Origin of the sequence: Nocardioides aurantiacus, from assembly GCF_003752505.1 — a bacterium.
Taxonomy (GTDB): domain Bacteria; phylum Actinomycetota; class Actinomycetes; order Propionibacteriales; family Nocardioidaceae; genus Marmoricola; species Marmoricola aurantiacus.
Window position 1 is genome coordinate 3,567,176 of record NZ_RKHO01000001.1, and the last position, 17,992, is coordinate 3,585,167.

A 17,992-nucleotide genomic window follows, 5' to 3' on the forward strand; every position below is an offset into this window, starting at 1 on the left:
GGTGCAGGTCAGCCGTCGAACGAGGTCTGGGCCTGCGGGTTGAGCTCGGTCATCCTCACCTTGCGGGCCGGGTCGGTGCGCTTGTCACGCAGCTCGAAGACGTCGAAGCCCTTCTGGATGTCGTTGGAGTAGATGTAGCCGTTGTAGTAGTACGACGACCACGAGCCGCCCAGCTGCAGCGCGGTGGCCGACAGCGGACCGCGGTCGAACCAGCCGATCTCGGTCGGCTTCGAGGAGTTCGTGAAGTCGAAGACCGAGGTGCCGCCCTGGTACCACGCCTGGACCATCACGTCCTTGCCCTCGACCGGGATCAGCGAGCCGTTGTGGGCCACGCAGTTCTCGGTGTCGGCCTGGGTGCGGGGCATCTTGTAGTAGCTCCTGAACTCCAGCTGGCCCGCGACGATGTCGTAGATGCCGTTGGCGCCCTTGGTCGACCCCACGGCCGGGTTGCAGGTCGGGCTGCCGCCGCCGCCGAGCTCGTCGGTGAAGACGACCTTGGTGCCGGCGTTGTTGAAGGTCGCGGAGTGCCAGAACGCGAAGTTGGTGGTGTCGCGCACCGTCTCGGTGACCTTCGGGTTCTCGCGGTCGGCGATGTCGAGCAGCACGCCGTCGCCCATGCAGGCGCCGGCGGCGACGTCCTTCGCGGGGTAGGTCGTGATGTCGTGGCAGCCGCTGGTGGTGCTGGACCCGTTGCTGCCCGGGTTGCCGCCCTCGGGGAAGAGGACCGGCTCGTTGACGACCTTGGCGTCACGCGGCGCACCGGCCGGGATCTTCACGACGCTGATCTTGTCGTGGGCCGGCTGGCAGTCGGGGAAGTCCGCCCGCGGGGAGTAGGAGGAGACGTAGACGTAGACGGACCTGCCGTCCTTGCTCGGGGCGAGGGAGTTGGTGTGCGAGCCGCAGTCGGTCTCGATCGCCGAGACGTACTCCGGTCGCGTGGGGTCGCTGATGTCGAAGATGCGCAGGCCCTCCCACGACGACTTCTCCGTCGCGGGCTGCGGCGTGCTGTCGGCGCACGAGGAGCTGCTGCGGCTGGAGTCGACGCTGAAGACCAGGATGTCGCCGGAGATCGAGACGTCGCCCTGGCCGCCGGGGCACAGGAACTGGGTCACGGCCCGGGGCTTCTTGGGGTTCTTGATGTCGAGGACCGTGAAGCCGTTGTAGTTGCCCGCGAAGGCGTAGTCCCCCTTGAAGGCCAGGTCGCTGTTGTAGGCCGAGGACTCGGCGAAGGCGCCCTGCTTGGGCACGTTGGCGACCAGCTTCATGTTCGTGCTGCTGGCGCTCTGGCCCGGCTGGAGCTGCCCCTGACTGGGGGCGACCTTGCGGAAGTCCTGACCGGGGAGGCAGCCGGCGGCGAAGTTGTCGCCGGCCTTGGCCAGCTTCTTCTTCTCGGCGTCGGTGCAGCGCGGGTCGGCCTGGCTGGCGGTGGCGGACTCTTCCTCGTGGGCCATGACCGGGCCCGCGGTGGCGAGCAGACCGAGGGCGGCGACGGAGGAGAGGAGCGCCGTTCGGCGCAGGGGCGTGCGGGCACGCCGTCGTTGGAGGTGCATTCCCGAGAACCTTTCGTGACGGGCCGACGGGTTCTCCGTCGATACCGGTTCGTCGTACCCTGACCGTTCTGTCCTGTCCGTGTAAAGGTCCCGGCACCCTGTTTTGCGAGGGTTGTGCTGGATTCGTTACCGATCGAGGAGCCCCACCGTGTCCGTCTCGGGATGCACCCCCGCACGCCGTACGCCGCGCCTCGCCGCGCTGGCGCTGCTCGGCACCCTGACCCTCTCGGCGTGCGGCGGCACCGACGCCGACCCCGCCGCGGAGGCCTCGCCGTCCGCCGGTCCCACCGCCTCCGACGGGCCGCGGGTGGTCCAGGGAGGTGAGCCCGGGGAGGACGCCCGCGAGGTCAGCGGCGACGACGCCGTCGCCCAGGACGAGTGGTCCCACGACGACGTGATGTTCATGCAGATGATGGTTCCCCACCACGCGCAGGCGCTGCGGATGTCGGAGCTGGCGCCGGAGCGGGCGCAGGACCCCCGGGTGCTGCGGCTGGCCGAGCGGATCGAGGCGGCCCAGGGGCCGGAGATCACGATGATGGCCGCGTGGCTCGACGAGCGCGCGCTCGAGGTGCCCAGCGCGAAGGACCCCATGGCGCTGGACCACGGCGAGCACGGCCACGCCTCGATGGAGGGCATGCTCACCGACGCGCAGATGGAGGCGTTGGCGAGGACGCGGGGGGCAGCCTTCGACGAGCTCTACGTCCGCTCGATGATCCGCCACCACGAGGGTGCGGTCGCGATGGCCGACGAGACCGCCGGCGAGGGCATCGACGCCCGGGTGGGCGAGCTCCGCGACGACGTCACCGCGTCGCAGTCGGCCGAGATCGCCCGGATGCAGGACCTCCTCGACGGCCGCTGAGGCCCCCGTCGCTCCGGCGCGACCGCCGTGGGACGTGCACGAGGCTCCTCACCGGTCGGTGAGGAGCCTCGGTCGGCGTCAGGTGGCGCGGTGCGAGCACACCGCGCGGCGGACGTCAGGTCAGTCGCGGGCGCCGCGCTGGGCCGGGATGGTGCCGCCCAGGAGCTCGGTGACCTCGGACTCGCGGTAGCGGCGGTGGCCGCCCAGCGTGCGGATGGCGGACAGCTTGCCCGCCTTCGCCCACCGCGTGACCGTCTTCGGGTCCACGCGGAACATGGCGGCCACCTCAGCAGGAGTGAGGAGGGATTCGGTCTCAGTCGGTCGCGTTACCACGGCGCTCCCCTTAATGCTTATGTCGAGCGACTTGCTCTGAGGAAAGGATGCCACCGCGGGGGGTCCCCCGAAACCTGATATGTCCGGATTCCGGGAAACCGGGGAAAATCGGCGAACGCCGTCTAGACCGGATCAGATCCACCCTTGCGTAGAGCCACGTATGGTGCATTCGCACCAAGGCGGACATCCGTTACAAGTTGCCGCCCCCGCGCGGTGGTCCAGGGGCATGGTTCCGCTGCGGCCGCCCCCGGAGGTGCCGGTCGTCTCGGAGCACCCCCGCACCGCCGCCCCGCGGGCAGCCGCACGTCACGTGCCGAGCAGGATCAGTCGCGTGAGGAGGGGCCGGAGTAGTCGGCCCACTTGTCGTACTCGTCGGGATCATCGACACGGTCGGTGTTCTCGGCCGGGGCCGAGTCACTCCCGTGGAGCTCCTGCGCCAGCGACGCGAAGTCCGTCTCGTGAGTGCGGTACTTCAGATCGCGAGCAACCTTGGTCTGCTTCGCCTTTGCACGGCCGCGCCCCATGGGTGGCCCCCTCGCACGTTTGGCCGGCGCTCGACGGCTGCCGGTCGGAGTCAACTGTTCGTGGGCTCAACCCTAGCCGCCCGATGGTCAGTCGTGCACATCGGGCGGGACACGCCGCTGCTGCGTGGGTGTGCGGGGGCTCAGCGGTGGTCGCCGCGCAGGCTCACCCGACCGCCGTCCTGCTCGCCCGCGGTGGCGACGGTGCCGGCCACCCAGGCCTCGATGCCGTGGCCCGCGAGCAGCGAGACCGCGCGGTCGGCGTCCTCGGGCGCGGTCAGCGAGACCATGCCGACACCGCAGTTCAGGGTGCGCTCCAGGTCCTCGCGGGCGACCCCGCCGGTGCGCGAGACCAGCTCGAAGACCGGCGGCAGCGACCACGTCGTGCGGTCCAGGGTCGCGCTCAGCTCCACCGGGAGCACCCGTTCGAGGTTGGCGGCCAGGCCACCCCCGGTGATGTGCGACATCGCGTGGGTCTCGGTGTCGCGGGCGAGGTCGAGGCAGGCCTTGGCGTAGATGCGGGTCGGCTCGAGGAGCTCCTCGCCGAGGGTGCGGCCGAGCTCGTCGACGTGCTCCTCCAGCGAGCGGCCGCCCTGGGTCAGCAGCACGTGACGCACCAGCGAGTAGCCGTTGGAGTGCAGCCCGCTCGAGGCCATCGCCACCACGGCGTCACCGGGTCGGACACGGCCGGGACCCAGCAGCTGGGAGGCCTCGACGACGCCGGTGGTCGAGCCCGCGACGTCGTACTCGTCGGGACCGAGCAGGCCGGGGTGCTCCGCGGTCTCGCCGCCGATGAGCGCGCAGCCGGCGGCCACGCAGGCCTCGGCGATGCCCTTGACGATGGCGGCGATCCGCTCCGGGACCACCCGTCCGGTGGCGATGTAGTCGGTGAGGAACAACGGCTCGGCACCGCACACGACCAGGTCGTCGACGAGCATGCCGACGAGGTCGAAGCCGATGGTGTCGTGCTTGTCGAGCGCCTGCGCGATGGCGACCTTGGTGCCCACGCCGTCGGCCGAGCTGGCCAGCAGCGGCCGGTCGTAGGCCTTGAGCGCGCTCGCGTCGAAGAGCCCGGCGAAGCCGCCGATGCCGCCGATCATCTCGGGGCGGCGGGCCTGCTCGACCCAGACCTTCATCAGCTCGACGGCGCGGTCGCCGGCCTCGATGGAGACGCCTGCCGACTCGTAGGTCGCCCCGGTGGCGGGTGCGGGACCGGTGCCGGCGCTCACGGGCGCTCCAGGGCGTCGGGCGCCCCGCCCCCGGTCAGCGAGGTCGCCAACCCGTCGGCGTCGAGCAGGGGGGCCATCTCGAGCAGGTGCTTGCCGAGGTTCTCCGGCTCGGGCAGCTTGACCGGGTAGACGCCGTCGAAGCAGGCGCGGCACAGGTCGTCCTTGGGCACCGTGGTCGCCTCGACCAGCCGGTCGAGCTCGATGTAGCCCAGCGAGTCGGCGCCGATGGAGGAGCAGATCTCCTCGGAGGTGAGACCGTTGGCGATCAGCTCGGCGCGGGTGGCGAAGTCGATGCCGTAGAAGCACGGCCACTTCACCGGCGGGCTCGCGATCCGGACGTGCACCTCGCGGGCGCCGGCCTCGCGGAGCATCCGCACCAGCGCGCGCTGGGTGTTGCCGCGCACGATCGAGTCGTCGACGACGACCAGGCGCTTGCCCTCGATCACGTCGCGCAGCGGGTTGAGCTTGAGCCGGATGCCGAGCTGACGGATGGTCTGGCTGGGCTGGATGAACGTGCGCCCGACGTAGGAGTTCTTCACCAGGCCGGTGCCGTAGGGGATGCCGCTGGCCTCGGCGTACCCGATGGCGGCCGGCGTGCCGGACTCCGGCACCGGGATCACCAGGTCGGCCTCCGCCGGGAAGTCCTGCGCCAGCCGGCGGCCGATCTCGACGCGCACGCTGTGGATCCGCTGGCCCGAGATCAGGGTGTCGGGGCGGGCGAGGTAGACGAACTCGAACAGGCAGCCCTTGGGGGCGGCGGCGGCGAAGCGGCGGGTCCGCAGGCCCTGCTCGTCCACGGCGACCATCTCGCCGGGCTCGATCTCGCGGATGTAGGAGGCGCCGACGATGTCGAGCGCCGCGGTCTCGCTCGCCACGACCCAGCCGCGCTCGAGCCGACCGAGCACGAGGGGGCGGATCCCCTGGGGGTCGCGGGCGGCGTAGAGCGTGCCCTCGTCCATCCAGACGAACGAGTAGGCGCCCTTGATGAGCGGCAGCAGCTCGGCCGCGCGCTCCTCAAGGCTGGTGTCGGGGTGGTAGGCCAGCAGGGCGGTGACCAGCGAGGTGTCGTTGGTGGTCACCTCGAGCTTGCGGCCGCCGAGGTCGAGCTCGCCGCGGTCGTCCGGCAGCGCGTCCACCATCTCCTGCAGGTCGCGGGTGTTGGTGAGGTTGCCGTTGTGGGCCAGGGCGATCGAGCCGTGCTCGGTCGGACGGAAGGTCGGCTGCGCGTTGTGCCAGGTGCTGGCCCCGGTCGTGGAGTAGCGCGAGTGGCCGACCGCCAGGTGGCCCTTGAGCGCCTCCAGCGTGGACTCGTCGAAGACCTGCGAGACCAGGCCCATGTCCTTGTAGACCAGGATCTGGCGGCTGTTGCTGACCGCGATGCCGGCCGACTCCTGGCCGCGGTGCTGCAGCGCGTAGAGACCGAAGTAGGTCAGCTTGGCGACGTCCTCCCCCGGAGCCCAGACACCGAAGACGCCACAGGCGTCCTGTGGTCCGCGTTCGTGGGGGTCGAGGTCGTGAGTCAGACGACCGTCGCCGGGACGGCTGGAGGGGCTGGCCACGGGCCCGAGTGTACGGCCCGGGACGGGCTCGCGTGACACGCGAGGTGGAGCAGGCCACGGAGGCCCGACGGAGCGGTCGGCCTAGGAGCCGGTGCGCGGCCAGATCCCCTCGCACGCCTCGAGCACCAGGCGCAGCGTCTCGGCGTCTGCGGCGACGACGAGCCCGGGAGAGTCCGAGCGTGCGGTGTAGGGGCTGCCGTCGCGGTGGGCCACCGCTCCCCCGGCCTCGCGGAGCATCAGCGAGCCGGGCAGGTGGTCCCAGGCGTTGGTGTGGCCGTAGAGGAGGTAGTCGGCCTCGCCCTCCATCAGCCGGGGGTAGTCGATGCCGCAGCACACCCACGAGCCGCGCAGCGCGGGGAGCCCGAGCGGCTGGCGTCCGCGGCGCGACCAGATCGAGGTCGCCCCACGAGGTCGCGCTCCGGCGGGCTCGCGGACGACCGGCACGCCGTTGCGGCGCGTGCCGGCCCCGCGCTCGGCCACCCAGGCCACCTGGTGCTCGGGCTGCCAGATCCAGCCGCGCACGGTCTCGCCGTCGACCACCTCGGAGACCATCACCGCGTGGTCGGGCGAGCCCTGGACGAAGTTCTTGGTGCCGTCGACCGGGTCGACGGTGAAGCCGTGGTCGGCCTCGCGGAACCGCTGCAGCAGGCCCTCGTCGGCGGCGTGGGCCTCCTCGCCCAGCACGACGGCATCGGGGTAGGCCTCGAGCAGGGCCGCGGTCAGCAGCTCCTCGGCCTCGCGGTCGGCGACCGTCACGAGGTCGCCGGGCTGCTTCTCGTCGATCTCGGACTCCGTGAGGGAGCGGAAGCGGGGCGTCACCACCTCGGCCGCCACCTGCTGGACGAGCGTCAGGACGGCGTCGGTGGTCAGAGGCACCGCTCCAGGCTAGCGAGGGCCTCCGACGGCCTCGGCGTCAGCGGGCCCCGTGGTCGAGGTGGTCCGCGAGCCCGGGAACCAGCCGGGGGCGACCGGCAGGGTGAAGCTGAACACCGCCCCCTCGCCCAGGGTGCTCTCCACCCAGATCCGGCCGCCGTGCTGCTGCACGATCGAGCGGGTGATGGTGAGGCCGAGCCCGGTGCCGCCCCGGTCGGTGGCCTCCCCCGTGGTGACCTGGTGGAAGCGCTCGAAGACGTGCTCGAGCTGGTCGTCGGGCAGCCCCGGACCGTGGTCGCGGACGGTGACCAGCACGGCGTCGCGCTCGGTGCGCACCTCGACCTCGACGGCACCGCCCTCGGGGGAGAACTTCACGGCGTTGCCAATCAGGTTGACCAGGGCCTGCTCGATCCGGTCGGCGTCGCCCCAGACCTGCGCCGGCCCCACCTCGCCGACCTCGATCCGCACGTGCGCCCCGGCGGCGAGCGGCTGCAGCGCGGTGACGGTGTCGTGCAGCACCCGCGCGAGCGGGATCCGGGAGCGCTGCAGCCGGAACTGACCGGTCGCGAGCTTCTCGGCGTCGATGATGTCGTCCACCAGCCGGCTCAGCCGCTCCACGCCACGGCTGGCGTTGGCGACCAGGCTGTGCCCGTCCGGGGTCAGCTCGCCCGCGTCGCCGTCGACGAACATCTCGAGCACGCCCCGCACCGAGGTCAGCGGCGTGCGCAGCTCGTGGCTGACGGTGGAGACGAACTGCCGCTTGACCTGCTCGACCGCGACGCGGGCGGAGACGTCGCGGAAGGCGATCACCACGCCCCCGTGGTGGCCACCGTCGAGGTCGCCCGCCCCGGACGGCTGCGGCGTCGCGTGCAGCTCGACCGGCACCACCGACCCGTCGCGGTGGCGCAGCTCGGCGTCGACGCCGTCGACGACCGCGCCGAGGAGGGCACCGTCGAAGGGGCACTCGTGGCGCGGGGCGGTGCACAACGCCTCGCACGCGTCGCGGCCGACGAGCCCGGCGGGCGTCCGCCCGAGCAGCGTGCAGGCCGACGCGTTGGCGAAGGTGATCCGGCCCTGCGCGTCGGTGCTCACGATGCCGTCGCCGACGGTGTCGAGGATCGTGGCGTAGCGCTCGGTCCAGTCGCGCAGGTCCGTCGTGCGGTCGGCGACCTCGCGCTCGAGGCGCCAGTGGAACCGCCGGGCGTCGGAGGTCACCACGACGTGCCGCACCACGACCGAGAGGGCCACCACCGCGGCCAGCGCACGCTGCGGCCAGTGGTCGAGGCCGACCACGATGCCGGTCACCGCGGCGACGACGACCACGGCCTCGGGCACGGCCAGGACGACCCGGGAGACGCGGGAGCCGACCTCGACGGTGTCGGGACGGCGGCGCACCACCCGCTGCGCCGACAGGGCGAGCAGCGTGGTGCCGACGCCGACGGCCCAGCTGACGCCCGCGGGAGCGACGTACGCGTCCGGCGTGAGGGTGTACGCCGCAGCGCCGGCCAGCCACGCGACGAAGGACGCCGAGAGCAGGAACAGCTCGGGCCGGGGCGGGTAGACGTGGCGCCGGCTGACCTCGTAGGCCAGCCCCACCATCGCCAGCGCCGCCGCGGGGTAGGCCAGCGCGAACACCCGGTCGGCCCCGGAGGCGCCCTGGACCGCGCTGCCGACCAGCGAGACCGACATCAGCAGGCCGACGCCCGCCACGAGGACCAGCACGTCGAGCCAGGCGCGGGCCGCCTGGCCGGTGCTCCACCGCGGACGCGGCAGCACCAGCAGCGCGGCCAGCACCAGCACCATCGAGGTGCCCTGCAGCGGGTAGATGCCGGCGTTGATGCCGCGGCCCGGCAGCACCACGGCCGAGACGACCGTGACCACGTTGCCCGCCGCCCACAGCCCCGACGCCACGGCCAGCAGCCTCCAGGCCACCGACCAGCGCGCGCTCGTGACGCGGGCCGCGCGCAGGCACAGCACGGCGGCGGGCAGGCACAGCACGGCACCGACGAGCTGGGCCGCGACCGCCACGGCGAGGCCGTCCGGGAGCAGCAGCGCGAGGAGACCGGCCACGGCGAGCAGCCCCACGGCGAGCAGCGTCGTACGCCGCCCACCCGGGGTGCGGGCGGTCACGTCCTCACCTGGCACCTCGGTCCACCTCCACGAGAGACCCGCGCGGACGAGGCGGGCGCCGCCACCCTAGTCGGCGGGTCAGCCCCCGGCGAGCAGGTCCAGCAGCCGCGTCTCGGCCAGGCAGACCCGCTCGAACTCGGCGAGGTGCAGTCCCTCGTCGATGCCGTGGGCCCGGGTGTCGGGGTCCTCGACGCCGGTCACCAGCACGCTGGCCTCGGGGAAGGACTCGAGGAACTCGGCGATGAAGGGGATCGAGCCGCCCACCCCCATGTCGACGGGTGCGGTGCCGTCCCAGGCCTCGGTGAAGGCCCGGCGCGCGGCGTCGTACGCCGGCCCGGTGGCGTCGATCCGGGTGGCCTCGCCGGTGTCGACCAGGTCGACGGCCAGCTCGGCGCCCCACGGCACGTGGGTCTCGAGGTGGCGGCGCAGGCACGCCAGGGCGTTGGCGGTGGTGTCGCCGGGGGCCACCCGGAGCGAGATCTTCGCCCGCGCGACCGGGGTCAGGGTGTTGCTGGCGCCGTCCACCCTGGGGGCGTCGACACCGGTGACGGTGAGGGCGGGCCTGGTCCACAGCCGCTCCACCGCCGAGCCGGTGCCGATCAGCTCGACACCGGGGTTGGCGCCGGACTCGGCGCGCAGCCGGTCGGCGGGGTACTCCACGTCGGCCGCGGGGCCGCTGTGCAGGCCCGCCACGGCGACGTCGCCGGCGTCGTCGTGCAGGCTCGCGAGCAGGCGCACCAGGGCCATCAGCGCGTCGGGCACCAGCCCGCCCCACATGCCCGAGTGCACGGCGTGGGTCAGGGTGCGGACGGTGACGTCGACCCGCACCAGGCCGCGGAGGCTGGTGGTGAGGGCGGGGACGCCGATGTCCCAGTTGCCGCTGTCGGCGATCACGATGACGTCGGCGCGCAGCGTGTCGGCGTGCTCGCGCAGCAGGTCCGGGAGGGTGTCGCTGCCGACCTCCTCCTCGCCCTCGACGAAGACCGTGACCCCGACGCCGAGGTCGTCGCCGAGCGCACGCACGGCGGCCAGGTGGGCCACGATGCCGGCCTTGTCGTCGGCCGAGCCGCGGGCGAAGAGGCGGCCGTCGCGCTCGGTCGGCTCGAAGGGCGGCGAGGTCCACTCGGCGTGGTCGTTCTCGGGCTGCACGTCGTGGTGGGCGTAGAGCAGCACCGTGGGCCGCCCCTCCGGCGCGGGCTTGCGCGCGATCACCGCCGGGGCGCCGCCGTCCTCGCGGGCACTCACGATGGCGGTGTCCTCGAACCCCTCGCCCCGGAACAGCGCGGCCACCGCCTCGGCGCTGCGCTGCACCTCGGCGGCGCGGGCCGGGTCGGCGCTGACCGACTCGATCCGCACCAGGTCCTCCAGGTCCGACCGCAGGCGCGGCAGCTCGGCCTGCACCCGGGAACGCAGCTCCTCGATGTCCATGCCGACCACCCTAGGAGCCCAGGAGGGAACCGGCCGCCCTACCCCAGCGGGAGGTACGGCGCGAGGTCGGCGCGCTCGCCGGAGGCCCGGACCCGGCCGGTGGCCAGCGCCTCGGGCCAGGTGGTGGTCGCGGTGGCCAGCGCGATCCAGGTGTCGGCGTCGAGCTCGACCACGGCGGGCGGGGTGCCGCGGGTGTGGCGCACGCCCGGGATCACCTGCGCGGCGGCGTACGGCGGGACCCGGACCTCGACCGAGGCGCCGGGCGCGCGGTCGGCCAGCACCGCCAGGTAGTGCTTGACCAGCAGCTTGAGGTCGGCGCGGCCGTGCTCGCCCGCGGCGAGCCGGGCCCGGGCGTCGGCGACCGCGCCGGGGTCGGCGAGGCGGAGGTGGGCGGGCACGACCCCAGGCTAGCCAGCGCGTGAGCCCGAGGGGGCGGGGGCCGGTGAGGCCCCTCGGGCGTGGGTACGGATCGATATCGGCCGTCGCAGCCCTGCGCGGCCCCTCCCATCGGAAGGACATCCATGTCCGAGCGCGACACCGTCATCCGCAGCATGCACGACCTCGGCCTCGCCACCTGGTTCGGAGGCTCCCTGATGGGCGCCGTCGGCCTCAACGGTGCGACCGCCGAGGCGCACGACCCGCAGGAGCGCACCCGCCTGTCCTCGCTGGGCTGGAAGCGCTGGTCCCCCGTGGCCGCCGCGGCCATCGGCGTCCACGCCATCGGCGGCGCCGGCCTCATCGCCTCCAACAGCAACCGGGTCCGCCAGCAGGACGAGGCGGCCAACAACACGCTGGTCAAGCTCGGTCTCACCGTCGTGGCCGCCGGCCTGACGGCGTGGTCGGGTGCGCTGGGCCGCAAGGTCGAGCAGGAGCAGGACCAGGGCGCCGTCGGCGCCACCGAGCCCCATGCCGGCGCCTCCGAGGGCCTGAAGAAGGCCCAGCGTCAGCTCAAGATCACCCAGTGGGCGATCCCCGCCGTCACCGGCACCCTGATCGTCATGGGCGCCCAGCAGGGCGAGCAGCAGAAGCCCTCGCAGCAGCTGCGCACCCGCGTCGGCCTGGGCTGAGCGCGACCGGCACGGGACGTCGTGGGGGGTGGTCGCCCCGCGACCGCACCGCACGACGTCCCGGACCGGGGGCGCCCCGGGTCAGGCCCCGAACTTGTCGACGAAGGCCTGCTTGATCGCGGCCCCCACCTCGCGGTCGCCCTCGATGCCGATGCCGTCCTTGGTCGACTCGTCGCTGACCAGGCGTGCGACCTCCTCCTGGTCGTCGCACAGGCCCGTGCTGGCGACGAAGGCCTCGTCGTCGGAGACGTCGAAGTCGACCGAGATGTCCTTGCCCTCGTCCTGGAGGCAGAGCTTGCGGTTCTTCTCGTCGAACTCGGCGATGGAGATGCCGTCGGGGAAGTCCGCCTGGCGGTTGAAGTCCTCGGCCGACGTCGCCTTCTCCACGGCTTCTTGCTGGGCGAACAGCGTGGTGACCAGCGCTGCGTAGTCCGCGGGGGTGGCGTCGGGCTCGGCAGGGGCCGAGGACTCCGCCGACCCCGACCCCGAGGCGGAGTCGCCGGCCGAGCCCGTCGACTCCTCCGAGGAGCCGCAAGCGGTCAGGGTCAGGGCGAGCAGGATGCTCGGGACGGTGACGAGCGCGCGCTTGGTGATGGTGGCCTCCCCAGGCTCAGGGACAGCCGGACACCACGGACGGCCCGGACCTGTCACCGCCCACTGTGGCGGATGCCGCCTGACCGCGCAGCAAAAAAGGCCTGACCGGGCTCAGCCCAGGGCGAGCGGCAGCGTCGCGACCCAGGCCTGGTGCAGCTCGTCCAGGGGCACGTCGAACGCGCCGGCCACCGACACGGTCGAGCCGCCCGTGGTCCCGATCGCCGTCACCGGGACGCCCGCCTCGCGGGCCGCCGCGACGAGGGCCTCCTCGTCGGCCGGGTCGACCGTGACGACCGCGCGGGCCGCCGACTCGCCGAACAGCGCGACGAAGACGTCCTCGTGGACGCCGCCGAGCGCGACCTCGACACCGACGTGGTGGCGCAGCGCGGACTCGACCAGCGTCTGCGCGAGACCGCCGTCGGAGACGTCGTGGGCCGAGGTGAGGAGCGCGGCCGAGCCGACCAGCACCTCGCTCAGCGCCCGCTCCGCGGCGAGGTCGACCCGCGGCGGCAGCCCCCCGAGATGGCCGTGGACGACGTGCGCCCACTCCGAGCCCGACAGCTCCTCGCGGCTCTCGCCCAGCAGCAGCACCCGGTCGCCCGCGCGGCCGAAACCGGTCGGGGTGCGCCGGGCCACGTCGTCGATGACGCCGAGGACGGCCACCACGGGGGTGGGCAGGATCGCGGTGTCGCCGGTCTGGTTGTAGAGGCTGACGTTGCCGCCCGTGACGGGCACGCCCAGCTCGAGGCAGGCGTCCTTGAGACCGCGGCAGGCCTCGGCCAGCTGCCACATCACGGCCGGGTCCTCGGGGGAGCCGAAGTTGAGGCAGTCCGAGATCGCGACCGGGGTGGCGCCGCCGGTGGAGACGTTGCGGTAGCTCTCGGCGAGGGCGAGCTGCGCCCCGGCGTACGGGTCGAGGCGGGCGAAGCGGCCGTTGCAGTCGGTCGAGAGCGCGACCCCGAGGCCGGTCTCGTCGTCGATGCGCACCATGCCGCTGTCGCTGGGCTGGGAGAGCACGGTGTTGCCGCGGACGTAGCGGTCGTACTGGTCGGTGATCCAGGACTTGTCGCACAGGTTGGGGCTGGCCACGAGCCGCAGCAGCGTCTCGCGCAGCTCCTCCGGCGTGGTCGGGCGGGGCAGCGCCTCGGCGCCGTCGGCCTGGAGCGCGTCCTGAGAGTCGGGGCGGGCGTAGGGCCGCTCGTAGACCGGGCCGTCGTGGGCGACGGTGCGGGGGTCGACGTCGACCACGGTCTGGCCGTGCCAGTCGATGACCAGCCGGCCCTCGCCGGTGACCTCGCCGACCACGGTCGCCTCGACGTCCCACTTCGCGCAGATCTCCAGGAAGCGCTCGACGTCGGCAGGCTCGACGACCGCCATCATCCGCTCCTGGCTCTCGCTCATCAGGATCTCCTCCGGCGCGAGCGAGGAGTCGCGCAGCGGCACCCGGTCGAGCTCGACGTGCATGCCGCCGTCGCCGGCCGCTGCGAGCTCGCTGGTGGCGCAGGAGATGCCGGCCGCGCCGAAGTCCTGGATGCCGGCGACGACGCCCGCGGCGAAGAGCTCGAGCGTGCACTCGATGAGCAGCTTCTCCATGAACGGGTCGCCGACCTGGACGGCGGGGCGCTTGGAGGGCTTGGTCGCGTCGAAGGTCTCCGAGGCCAGGATCGAGGCGCCGCCGATGCCGTCGCCGCCGGTGCGGGCGCCGTACAGCACGACCTGGTTGCCGGCGCCGGTCGCCTTGGCGAGGTGGAGGTCCTCGTGGCGCAGCACCCCGACGCAGAGCGCGTTGACCAAGGGGTTGCCGAGGTAGGTCGGGTCGAAGACCGCCTCGCCGCCGATGTTGGGCAGGCCCAGGCAGTTGCCGTAGCTCCCCACCCCGGACACGATCCCCGGAAGCACCCGGTGGGTGTCGGGCTCGTGGAGCGGCCCGAAGCGCAGCGGGTCCATCACCGCGACCGGGCGGGCGCCCATGGCGAGGATGTCGCGGACGATGCCGCCGACGCCGGTGGCGGCGCCCTGGTGCGGCTCGACGTAGGACGGGTGGTTGTGGCTCTCGACCTTGAAGGTGACGGCGTAGCCCTGGCCGATGTCGATGACGCCGGCGTTCTCGCCGATCCCGGCGAGCATCCGGCCCGCGCGGGTCTCCTGCGGGATCTCCGAGAACTGCTTGAGGTGCACCTTGGAGGACTTGTAGGAGCAGTGCTCGCTCCACATCACGGAGTACATCGCCAGCTCCGAGCTGGTCGGACGACGACCGAGGATCTCGCGGATCCGGGCGTACTCGTCGGCCGTCAGGCCCAGCGTCGACCAGGGCTGCTCGCGCTCCGGGTCGGCCGCGGCGACCGCCACGGTGTCCAGACCGGTCTCGTGAGGCGGGCGGGACTCGGGCGAGGGGGTCTCGGGCACGGGCGACAATCTACCGAGGTCCGCGGTGGCGACCGGCCGCCGGTGCGTCCGCGGACGACCCGCCCTCGGACGCCTGGGCCTCGGCCAGCCGTTCGTGCAGCCGCGAGCGGACGTCGTCGGGCGAGAGCTGCGCCCGCTGGCGCTGGTCACGCGCGATGATGGCGCCGGTCGCGGCGACGCCGCCCACCCCCGCCAGGCCCAGCAGCTTCCACCACGAGAACTTCACGGGAGGACCTCCTCGATGGACATCGGTACCGGCCTCAGTCTGGACGACGCGGTCGACCTCACCCGGACCGGGGACCTGTGGCTCTTCCGCGGCCGTTCGGCCGCCGACCAGGCGATCCGGGTGCTGACCAACGCGCCCGTCAACCACGTCGGGATGGCGGTCGTGCTCGACGACATGCCTGCGCTGATGTGGCACGCCGAGCTCGGCAAGGGGTTGCGCGACGTCTGGACGGGCAGCCACCAGCGCGGCGTGCAGCTGCACGACCTGCGCGAGGCGGTCGAGCAGTGGTGCGGCCGCTACGAGCAGCGGGCGTGGCTGCGCCAGCTCGACGCCCCGGTCACCCGGGCGCAGGAGGACGCCGTGCTCCGCACGATCTCCCAGCTCGACGGCACGCCGTTCCCGGCCACCGCCGCGCTGGCGGGGCGGTGGGCGCGGGGGCGCGTGCACCACGACGCCGGGCTGGAGACGACGTACTGCGCCGAGGTCGTGGCCCGCACCTACACCGCGATGGGGCTGCTCGACCCGGACCGGCCGACCAACTACTACGACCCCGGCAACTTCTGGTCCGGCGACGGCCTGCAGCTGCTCGCCGGCGCCCGGCTCGGCGACGAGGTCCCGGTGCGGATGTCGTCGGATCCGCGCCGCTAACTACGTTCCTGTAATTCGGTCGAGCGTGTTACGGCTGTGAAGAATGTGATTAGGGTGACGCGGAATCCCGACATTCTTGGAGATAGTCATGCGTCTGCCCGGCCCCTCGGCGACCGGCCGTCCGACCACGTCACGGCTCCGCGGCTGGGCGCGCCGCGCCTCGGCGGGGCTCCTGGTCGGAGCGCTCGCCGGTGGCCTGCTGGCGACCAGCCCCGCTCCGTCGTACGCCGCGAACCCGGTGACGCCCGGTGACTACACCGGCCTCGGGTTCGACCAGTGCGAGGCACCGAGCGAGACCGCCATGCGGGCCTGGCGCCGGGCCTCGCCGTTCCGCGCGGCGGGCATCTACATCTCCGGCGCGTCACGGGCCTGCCAGCGCCAGGCCAACCTGACGCCCACGTGGGTGCGCAACCAGCTGGCCGACGGCTGGCACCTGATGCCGATCACGCTCGGTCCCCAGGCGTCCTGCTCGACCCGCTTCCCGCGCTACGGGCGGAGCATCGACCCGACGATCAACCCCAGCACCACCGGGACCTACGCCGCGGCCCGCGCGCAGGGCGCCGCCGAGGCCCGCAGCGCCGTGTCCCGCGCCGGCACGCTCGGCATCGTCAAGCGCAGCACGATCTTCTACGACCTCGAGGCCTTCGACACGACGTCCTCGACCGCCTGCACGCAGTCGGCGCTGTGGTTCATGGACGCGTGGACCCGCGAGCTGCACCGGCTCGGCTACGCCTCGGGCTACTACTCCAGTGCCGCGTCCGGCATCAAGCTGCTCGACGACGCCCGGGTCCGCTCGGGCAACCCGATCCGGATGCCCGACCAGGTCTGGATCGCCGACTGGGACGGCCGCGCCACCACCTCCTCCCGGTGGGTCCGCAGCACCGGGTGGGCCGACCACGCCCGCGCCAAGCAGTTCCGCGGCGACCACCGCGAGACCTGGGGCGGGGTGAGCATCACCATCGACACCAACTACGTCGACCTCCGCACCCCGCGGATCCCGGGCGCGGTGAGCACGCCGGCGCCCAGCCCGACGCCGGCTCCGGCGCCGTCGCCCTCCCCCTCTCCCGAGCCGGTCCCGATGGGTCCCGCCCCGCGCCACACCGGCACCGACCTGGCCGACGCCCGGTGCTCCCCGTCGACGATCAGCCTCCCGGCGTACACCCGGACGGGGCCGTGGCGCACCCAGCACCTCGTCGCGCTGCAGTGCCTGCTCAAGCAGCGTCGGCTCTACCCGTACGCCGTCACCGGCACCTGGAACACCCCGACCACCACCGCGCTGCACGCCTTCCAGCGACGGGCCGGCCACCCGGTCCGGACCTGGGCGAGCCGCAGCGACTGGGTGAGCCTGCACGTCACCGGCACCAGCCGCCGCACGCTGCGCAGCGGCGCCACCGGCGTCGACGTGATCCGGGTGCAGCGTGCCCTCAACGCGGCCACGAGCGCCGGCCTGGTGGTCACCGGTCGGTACGACGCCCGCACCGCCTCGGCCGTCGGCACCTACCAGCGCGCGGTCGGCGTCAACCCGAGCAAGGTGGTCTACGGCACCACCTGGACCGCGATGGAGAAGGGCCGGCTCTAGCGGGACGCGAGCGCGCCGAGCACGCTGGTGAAGAAGCCGAGCCCGTCGGTGCCCGGACCGGTGAGGTCCTCGACGGCGTGCTCGGGGTGCGGCATCAGCCCGACGACGTTGCCCGCCTCGTTGGTGACCCCGGCGATGCCGCGCTGCGAGCCGTTGGGGTTCTCGCCCACGTAGCGGGCGACGACCCGGCCCTCGGCCTCGAGGGCGTCCAGGGTGTGCTCGTCGGCGACGAAGGAGCCCTCGCCGTTCTTCAGCACGATGGTGAGCTGCTGGCCCTCGGCGTACGCGGTGGTCCAGGCGGTGCCGGTGTTCTCCACGACGACCCGCTGGTCGAGGCAGCCGAACTTGCGGTGGTCGTTGCGGATCAGCGCACCCGGCAGCAGGTGGGACTCGCAGAGGATCTGGAAGCCGTTGCAGATGCCGAGCACCGGCATCCCGCCCCGTGCCGCGTCGACGACCTCGGTCATCACCGGCGCGAACCGGGCGATGGCGCCGGCGCGGAGGTAGTCGCCGTAGGAGAACCCGCCCGGCAGCACGACCGCGTCGACCCCGGCGAGGTCGTGGTCGCCGTGCCACAGCGCGACCGGCTCGGCGCCGGCGATGCGGACCGCGCGCTGCGCGTCGACGTCGTCGAGCGAGCCGGGGAAGGTGACGACACCGACCCTCACGGCAGCACCCGCACGTCGTAGTCCTCGATCACCGGGTTGGACAGCAGCGTCTGGGCCATCTGGTGGACCTCGGCGAGCACCGCCTCGCTGGCCTCGCCGTCGAGCTCGAGCTCGAACCGCTTGCCCTGGCGCACGTCGACCACCCCGCTGAAACCGAGCCGGGGCAGTGCCCCCTGCACCGCCTTGCCCTGGGGATCGAGGATCTCGGGCTTGGGCATGACGTCGACGACGACTCGGGCCACGGGGCGCATCCTTTGCAGGCGGTGGGCGTACGGCGCGCCGAGTCTATCGGCGTGCGACCCCGACCTCGCGCCGCGTCCGG

At 73.1% G+C, this 17,992-nt stretch carries 18 protein-coding genes; 4 read left to right on the forward strand and 14 right to left on the reverse strand.

Annotated elements, in window-relative coordinates:
* Positions 1–8: 8 nt before the first annotated feature.
* Entirely contained in the window at positions 9–1,550 is a 1,542-nt protein-coding gene (locus tag EDD33_RS17365) for an LVIVD repeat-containing protein (protein ID WP_170169867.1), read from the reverse strand.
* A 148-nt stretch (positions 1,551–1,698) separates the two neighbouring features.
* Here EDD33_RS17365 and EDD33_RS17370 point away from each other — a divergent pair, with 148 nt between their 5' ends.
* Complete coding sequence (locus tag EDD33_RS17370) at positions 1,699–2,409, forward strand: DUF305 domain-containing protein (RefSeq protein ID WP_123392284.1); 711 nt, start codon at positions 1,699–1,701, stop codon at positions 2,407–2,409.
* Between the two features lie 120 nt (positions 2,410–2,529).
* Here the strand turns inward: EDD33_RS17370 and EDD33_RS17375 are convergent, their stop codons facing one another.
* The 8 genes from EDD33_RS17375 to EDD33_RS17410 form a co-directional block, all read right to left on the reverse strand.
* Positions 2,530–2,742: a BldC family transcriptional regulator gene (locus tag EDD33_RS17375; RefSeq protein WP_123393618.1), complete on the reverse strand. Its 213-nt coding sequence runs from the start codon at positions 2,740–2,742 to the stop codon at positions 2,530–2,532.
* Between the two features lie 323 nt (positions 2,743–3,065).
* Complete coding sequence (locus EDD33_RS17380; RefSeq protein WP_123392285.1) at positions 3,066–3,266, reverse strand: DUF3073 domain-containing protein; 201 nt, start codon at positions 3,264–3,266, stop codon at positions 3,066–3,068.
* A gap of 140 nt (positions 3,267–3,406) precedes the next feature.
* Positions 3,407–4,492, reverse strand: coding sequence for a phosphoribosylformylglycinamidine cyclo-ligase (gene purM, locus EDD33_RS17385; RefSeq protein WP_123392286.1), 1,086 nt, complete (start codon positions 4,490–4,492; stop codon positions 3,407–3,409).
* On the reverse strand, positions 4,489–6,090 hold the full coding sequence (gene purF / locus EDD33_RS17390) for an amidophosphoribosyltransferase (protein WP_170169868.1): 1,602 nt from the start codon (positions 6,088–6,090) through the stop codon (positions 4,489–4,491). Before purF ends, purM begins: the two co-directional genes overlap by 4 nt.
* Positions 6,091–6,132: 42 nt before the next feature.
* Positions 6,133–6,927: an inositol monophosphatase family protein gene (locus tag EDD33_RS17395; protein WP_211332588.1), complete on the reverse strand. Its 795-nt coding sequence runs from the start codon at positions 6,925–6,927 to the stop codon at positions 6,133–6,135.
* Positions 6,928–6,936: 9 nt separating this feature from the next.
* Positions 6,937–9,054 carry a PAS domain-containing sensor histidine kinase gene (locus EDD33_RS17400; RefSeq protein ID WP_123392289.1) on the reverse strand — a complete coding sequence of 706 codons (2,118 nt, stop codon included), beginning with the start codon at positions 9,052–9,054 and terminating at the stop codon, positions 6,937–6,939.
* 78 nt (positions 9,055–9,132) lie between these two features.
* Positions 9,133–10,482: a dipeptidase gene (locus EDD33_RS17405; protein WP_123392290.1), complete on the reverse strand. Its 1,350-nt coding sequence runs from the start codon at positions 10,480–10,482 to the stop codon at positions 9,133–9,135.
* 38 nt (positions 10,483–10,520) lie between these two features.
* The gene (locus tag EDD33_RS17410) at positions 10,521–10,880 is read right to left on the reverse strand and encodes a sterol carrier family protein (protein ID WP_123392291.1); all 360 of its coding nucleotides are present in this window, start codon (positions 10,878–10,880) and stop codon (positions 10,521–10,523) included.
* Positions 10,881–11,003: 123 nt separating this feature from the next.
* Between EDD33_RS17410 and EDD33_RS17415 the strand changes: the two genes are divergently transcribed.
* A complete protein-coding gene (locus EDD33_RS17415; RefSeq protein ID WP_123392292.1) occupies positions 11,004–11,549 on the forward strand; it encodes a hypothetical protein in 546 nt (181 codons plus the stop codon).
* An 81-nt stretch (positions 11,550–11,630) separates the two neighbouring features.
* Here the strand turns inward: EDD33_RS17415 and EDD33_RS17420 are convergent, their stop codons facing one another.
* The 3 genes from EDD33_RS17420 to EDD33_RS17430 are packed head-to-tail and all read right to left on the reverse strand — an operon-like array spanning position 11,631 to position 14,775.
* A complete protein-coding gene (locus tag EDD33_RS17420; RefSeq protein WP_123392293.1) occupies positions 11,631–12,200 on the reverse strand; it encodes a hypothetical protein in 570 nt (189 codons plus the stop codon).
* A 54-nt stretch (positions 12,201–12,254) separates the two neighbouring features.
* On the reverse strand, positions 12,255–14,549 hold the full coding sequence (gene purL, locus EDD33_RS17425; protein WP_246003580.1) for a phosphoribosylformylglycinamidine synthase subunit PurL: 2,295 nt from the start codon (positions 14,547–14,549) through the stop codon (positions 12,255–12,257).
* A 10-nt stretch (positions 14,550–14,559) separates the two neighbouring features.
* A complete protein-coding gene (locus EDD33_RS17430; RefSeq protein ID WP_123392295.1) occupies positions 14,560–14,775 on the reverse strand; it encodes a hypothetical protein in 216 nt (71 codons plus the stop codon).
* Between the two features lie 15 nt (positions 14,776–14,790).
* Here EDD33_RS17430 and EDD33_RS17435 point away from each other — a divergent pair, with 15 nt between their 5' ends.
* Both EDD33_RS17435 and EDD33_RS17440 read left to right on the forward strand, forming a co-directional pair.
* Positions 14,791–15,423 carry a hypothetical protein gene (locus tag EDD33_RS17435; protein WP_123392296.1) on the forward strand — a complete coding sequence of 211 codons (633 nt, stop codon included), beginning with the start codon at positions 14,791–14,793 and terminating at the stop codon, positions 15,421–15,423.
* 88 nt (positions 15,424–15,511) lie between these two features.
* Positions 15,512–17,002, forward strand: coding sequence for a glycoside hydrolase domain-containing protein (locus EDD33_RS17440; protein ID WP_123392297.1), 1,491 nt, complete (start codon positions 15,512–15,514; stop codon positions 17,000–17,002).
* On the opposite strand, the gene purQ is transcribed toward EDD33_RS17440, so the two are convergent.
* Both purQ and purS read right to left on the reverse strand, forming a co-directional pair.
* On the reverse strand, positions 16,999–17,670 hold the full coding sequence (gene purQ / locus EDD33_RS17445) for a phosphoribosylformylglycinamidine synthase subunit PurQ (protein ID WP_123392298.1): 672 nt from the start codon (positions 17,668–17,670) through the stop codon (positions 16,999–17,001). The two genes, EDD33_RS17440 and purQ, sit on opposite strands and share 4 nt — an antisense overlap.
* Positions 17,667–17,912, reverse strand: a complete 246-nt coding sequence (gene purS / locus EDD33_RS17450) for a phosphoribosylformylglycinamidine synthase subunit PurS (RefSeq protein WP_246003581.1) — start codon at positions 17,910–17,912, stop codon at positions 17,667–17,669. Before purS ends, purQ begins: the two co-directional genes overlap by 4 nt.
* Positions 17,913–17,992 lie beyond the last annotated feature (80 nt).